The organism is Candidatus Kryptonium thompsonii (genome assembly GCF_001535985.1).
Classification (GTDB): domain Bacteria; phylum Bacteroidota; class Ignavibacteria; order Kryptoniales; family Kryptoniaceae; genus Kryptonium; species Kryptonium thompsonii.
Genome location: NZ_CZVS01000081.1, coordinates 1 through 5778 on the forward strand (window position 1 = coordinate 1; position 5778 = coordinate 5778).

At 40.5% G+C, this 5778-nt stretch carries 2 protein-coding genes; both read right to left on the bottom strand.

All coding sequences use genetic code 11. The annotated features are described in order from the left end of the window. A partial coding sequence (locus tag AWW78_RS09640) for a hypothetical protein (RefSeq protein WP_075426260.1) occupies positions 1-2968 on the bottom strand: 2968 nt, incomplete at its 3' end. Positions 2969-2999: 31 nt separating this feature from the next. Continuing rightward, positions 3000-5696 (bottom strand): TonB-dependent receptor, encoded by a 2697-nt coding sequence (locus tag AWW78_RS09645; protein WP_047135014.1) that lies wholly within the window; start codon positions 5694-5696, stop codon positions 3000-3002. Positions 5697-5778: the final 82 nt, after the last annotated feature.

Genomic DNA, 5778 nt, shown 5'->3' on the forward strand with positions numbered 1-5778 from the left:
GATAACCCTCCGTCACATTCTCAACATAAAACGGCAACCTAACCCCATTCACACTCGTATCCACCGGACTTGATAAACTACCATCACTCAAAGTATCCAACCTACCAAACCTTATCACAAAATCCGCAGGATACATCCTACGACCTATACCAAGTGTAGCCGTAGTTATCTTATACTTGATCCTCCCTACACTACCCCCACCCCATCCACTTCGCTCCAAATCTAATCCCAAAGCATCATTCCAAACCCTCAACCTCATACCATCAAACACCTCACTACCATCCCCACCACCAATCTCTCTACTACCCTTAACCGCATAAAACCTATACCTAACATCAACAACCTTCCCAATCAATCCACCACCACTCAATGCCCTTATCAAACCCCTATTATAATCCACAACATAATCAACACCCTCCTGATAACTTGAAACCTTAACACTACTTGCCAATGGCAAACCCGAAAGCTTCTTCCAAACCGTGTCAACAAAATCTACCCTATCCACCCTCTCCTCATCCGATACAACATTCCAACGCAAACTATCCCCACTACCCTCAAACCATATCCAATATCCCATATCCCTAACCTCTAAATCATTCAAAACCTCCACCTCTAACCTACCTGTACCCCTACCAGATGTATGCTTAAACTTAACCCCATCAACAAACCTGCTCACCTCAGGACCTACATACCCAATTGCCCTATCCCCAGGAATTACACTCACAACATTCTCATCCAACTCCTCCTCCCCACTTATAGGATCAACAACTACCTTCATCGTACATTCGCTCGGTGGTATCCCCAAACTATCCCCCCTATCATACGAAACAACCGCATAATAATACTTAACACCATTCATAACCCCAACACTATCCACATAACTATGAACTAATCCAACATCATCTCCCAAATAATAATGTATCCCTCGACCAGGATACGCAACTACACTATACCCACGCCAACCATCTACCTTATCAAATCGTGCATCACGCCCATATGCATCCTTCAACGGAACCCTCAAGTATTTTGCGCCCCTACCATCCGTCACTAACTCAACATCCTTAAAACTCGGATCCGTTGACCTGTATATAACATACCCCTCAAAATCATACCCAGGATCATCCGCATCCAATGGATTCCTACCAAACAAAGGATCAAAACTACGCTCCGCCCTCGTATCCCAATACAAAACAACTCGCCTATCACCCGCTACAGCTCGAACCCTCGGTCTCTCAGGCGGGCGATAAAACCTGTAATTCGCATTGTATATCCTCTGCACTGTTTCTGCATTCAACAACAAATCATTCAAATCCTCACCCAAAAGTAATGCAACGGAAAAACGCCTTGTTTGACCTTTTGGAAGTTGAATATAACCAGAGCCGTAAAGAAACACATTATCAGCAGTCTGAACTATTTCACTAAAGTTTCCGGGTTTCAACCTATTCCAAATATTCTCATCATTGCTAACATAATCTGTTGACCATATAAAAGCATTAAAGCTTGTGAGCCCAATCATATCAGATTCATCAAGATCTGTGAACTCAAAATTTGGTTCACCCGGACTCAACGGATCTAAACTACCATCAGCAAGCAACTTACCCCTTGTCGGAATACCATCCCCCTCGCCTTCATCCCCCGTCCCAGGAACACCATCAACACCAACATCATCAACAAGTGGATTCCAATCCCCGTCATTGTCTATCCCATCCTGCTGACTCTCATCAATCATACCATCCCCATCGTTATCTATCCCATCGTAAGGATTGCCAGGTGACTCCAAAAATTTATACCCAAAATAACCCGGCTTTAAACCAAACATTCCCTTACCGTCATGATCCCAAGAATAAACCATACTTCTTGCATAAACTGGGATATTATCAACAGGTGGATAATTCGGAACGTTGTAGGGAGGAATAAAGTAAGAATCATCATCACTGTAGTCCGTCGCCCCACCAACATGTGGATCTCCCCACATACCAAATACAACACTATCCAAATTCTTATCGCTGACATTTGTAATTGTATAAACAATAAAAATTGCGTCCTCCGCAAGCGGGTTACTCCACTGCAAAACTCTCACCTGCGCTTGAACACCCAAACCTCTTCTTGAAGGGTCATTCTCGAATGGGAAATAGGCAAATTCTTCATTATCTCTGTCATCCATAACATAGAATGCCTCAAGGTCAGCTTGTGTTGCATCTCTTGAAAGATATCCAGGCCAAACATATTTACCCAAATTTTGATCATACCAACTTGATGGCCATGAATCAGGTTTACCATCACCATCTAAATCTTTATCAGGATTATGAGCTATCTTATCTTGATTTGGATCCGCGTAACCTGGTAATGGTTGCCATCCCCATCTTTTTGTTCCATCCGGAGAACGATCACCCCCATCGAGCAAGCCATCAGTAATTATATGAATCCTCTTACCGCTTGTATCAACAACCGAGGCACCAATAAGGGGACCAAACTCATAGGCATAACCCAAACCATTCCACACAACATCTGTTATTCTATCTCCAGGAGCTGAAAGGGAACCATAGTTATAAATCGTAACTGTGATTTTATTCCCATTCATCACGAGTTTCTTCCTGTCAGCTTCACCAGCAGTTTTGCGCAAATTTTTATCAAGCCTACGGTAAAATTCTTTAACTTCAGATTCTGATAGAGATTTAAGCTTTTTATACCTTTCGCTTAACCACGTATCTTTTGCTATATAAGGTGGAAGTTCAGCCTGAACCTGGGTTGAACGTAAATCTTCAGATTTACTCAGTGAAATTCCATACCCATGTTGAATGTAATCTGATATAATTTTATGTTCCGTCTTTCGTTGTTCTTCTCTTTCCCTTGAAGTTAATCCTCGCAATATCTGAAGTGCTTTTTCCTTATCGGATAGTTTTTGTTGAGGTATCGCGGACGAAAGTAAGATTAAACTTGCCAGGAAAACGTACGCTACTTTTCTCATTTTGTTCTCTGAAAAATTTATTTTCAATTTTTTAAAACCCTATAGAAAATCCAACTCTGATTTCCCTTGGTGGATAATAATAGTAAGGTCTGGTATAATAATCATCAGAGGAGTGCACTCCTGGAATCTTTCCAACCCATTGATCAACCACAATGCCCTCACCTCTTTGTTTGGCAAGCGTATATTGCGCTGTTCCAGTATCATCGTAAACATACCTTTCATTGAGGTTATCAAATAGATTATAAACTTTAACAAAGAGACTCCATCTCAAACCAAACAACCTGAACAGTTTCTCAAACATAACATCAACCTGCATACGAGCTGGCTTTCGCTCACTATTTCTTCTAAGCTCAAGGCGATTGTTAGTAACATACGGAGTATATGGAAGTCCTGAACCGTATTGCCCAACAAAACTCAAATTCCAATTATCTGGTATACCAATACTAACAGTTCCATTTAAAGTGTGAGTTTGATCCCAGTCAAGATAAACTAAAAACTTCTCTGGTTCCCTTCCGGATTTCAAATCAATAAAAAACGCATCTGGATTCGGATCATTACCTTCCGCAACCTGATAAGTATAATCGAGGGTTGCAGCAAGAAGCTCACCTTTCAATCTTCTTTTCAATATGGAAATTGTAAAACCCTTTATGTTTCCATAATCCTTATTCACATAGAGATTATAAACTTTCTCTTGACTTATCCTTGTCCTCTGTAAAGCTAGGAGATCGCGGACGTCTTTGTAAAAAGCGGTGATATTGATCGCAAGATTGTCCGTTAACTGTTGTTGTAAGCCAAATTCGTAAGCCACAGTTTTTTCAGGTTTCAAGTTTGCATTACCAAAGGTTGGGGTGCCAACGAAAAGCGCCGATTCAAACTCCGGATTTTCATAAAGGTACGTAAACGGCGGCATCTGCAAAAACCAACCGTAAGAGAAGTGCAAAATTCCCCTATCAGTAATTGGATATGAAACACCCAAACGTGGGCTTATCTGATGTTTGGGCTCCGCAACCGATGTTAAGGTATCGCGTAAAACTATTGGAGGTATAGTTGGGTCATTAGGATCAGGATACCAGATAAATCTGGAATAAGTGGCTTTAGGATCAAAGTAATCATAGCGCAACCCCAAATTCACAATCATATCTTTATATTCCATCTTGTCCTGCGCATACACAGAGAAAATCACAGGTTTACGAGTATATCTGTTATGATACGGCGATGTTATCTCAGGAATTGTGGGTTCAAGGTATTTCAATGTGTCACGCAAGATTGTAAAGTAAACATAATCAAGTTTATGTAATCGAACTTCGAACCCAGTTTTTACCTCATGACGCTCATGAACTTGGCTCGTTATATCAAACTTCACCAAAAACGTTCTTGAATCTCTATAAACATGGTCATTCTGCGTTCCACCAAAGTAAAATGTGAAGCTTGTTGGCCTTGAGAGTCGTTCCACCGGTTGATACCTTGGGTCAAGCGGGTCTTCATAGAGATATTGACGAAACTTTTGATAGTTGTACGAAACTTTAAATTCATAAAATGTCTTACTGCTTAGCGCATGAGACCAACTATAGCCGATCTTGTAATTTTCATCACGATATTGATAGGTCCCGTCCGGATTATATTTGAAAAGATGATTATACGATTTATACCAGCTTCTATCGTAGAGACCATCAATGTTAATTTTAATTGTTGGCGAAATTTTAAAGGTTAACTTTGCAGTTGTATTCAAGTTTCGGCTTGGATTCATAGGAACTATCGCGCTATCTCCCGTCATAGGGACAATCCAATTATTCGCGTCGTTAAAATTGGGTTGATCACTTGGTTGATGTTCCCTTACGCCGTAAAGCCATCCTTTGTTATTTTCCCATCTCAACGATGTGAAAAATGAAAGAACTTTGCCCAGCAATGGAAACGGCCCACCTAAGCTAAATTCGACAACAGAGTTATTGAATGGATCAACCTTATCAATGTTAAAAAAGATATTTTTTCTTCTACTCAAAAAATCTCCCGAATACATCAACAATTCGCCCGTGTACTTCTGTCCTCCTTCTTTTGTAACAATATTAACAACCCCACTCATCGCATTCCCATATTCAGCGTTGAAGGTGCCACTTACAACCGTCATTTCTTGAATTGCATTTCTAGCTATTTGCATTCCAAGCGTATTGAAGAAAGGATCGTTGATTGAGACACCATCAATTGTATAAGATATTTCGGTTGATCTTCCACCTCTTATATGAATATCTCCACCAGCTCCAACAACAACACCTGCTTGTAATGTTAATACTCTTTGAAAGTTTTCAACGGGTAATTCTCTAATTTGTTCAGCGTCGACAACCGCTTGTGAAGAAGTTAAATCTGCTCTGACAAGTGGACGTTCAGCTTCAACTACAACTGGAGGGAGACCAATCGCCTCTGATTCCATCTCAAAATTTAAAGTAGTCGTCAAATCCGCAGATACTTTAACATTTTTCACAGTAATCTTTCTATATCCAACTGCCGAAACAATAACGGTGTATGTCCCTGGCGGAATGTTAGTTATAACATAATAACCGTTAGCATCGGTTGCTGCACCAAGAGTGGTCCCCTCAAGAACTACATTTACACCGGGCAATGGTTCTTTTGTCTCTGCGTCGATTATTCTACCAGCAATTTTACCCTTTGTACCCGCGTAAGTTAACCCAACAACGAAAGCTAAAACCATAAAAATTATCAAAAAACGCTTCATTTTAGCTCAACCTCCTTAAGTTTTTACTTAATTATAGCGAATTTGATCAATTTTTCACCTATACCTGGGGCTTCGATATGAG

Coding starts and splice junctions, on each gene's coding strand:
- AWW78_RS09645 (WP_047135014.1), bottom strand. CDS start 5,696: ATGAAGCGTTTTTTGATAATTTTTATGGTTTTAGCTTTCGTTGTTGGG.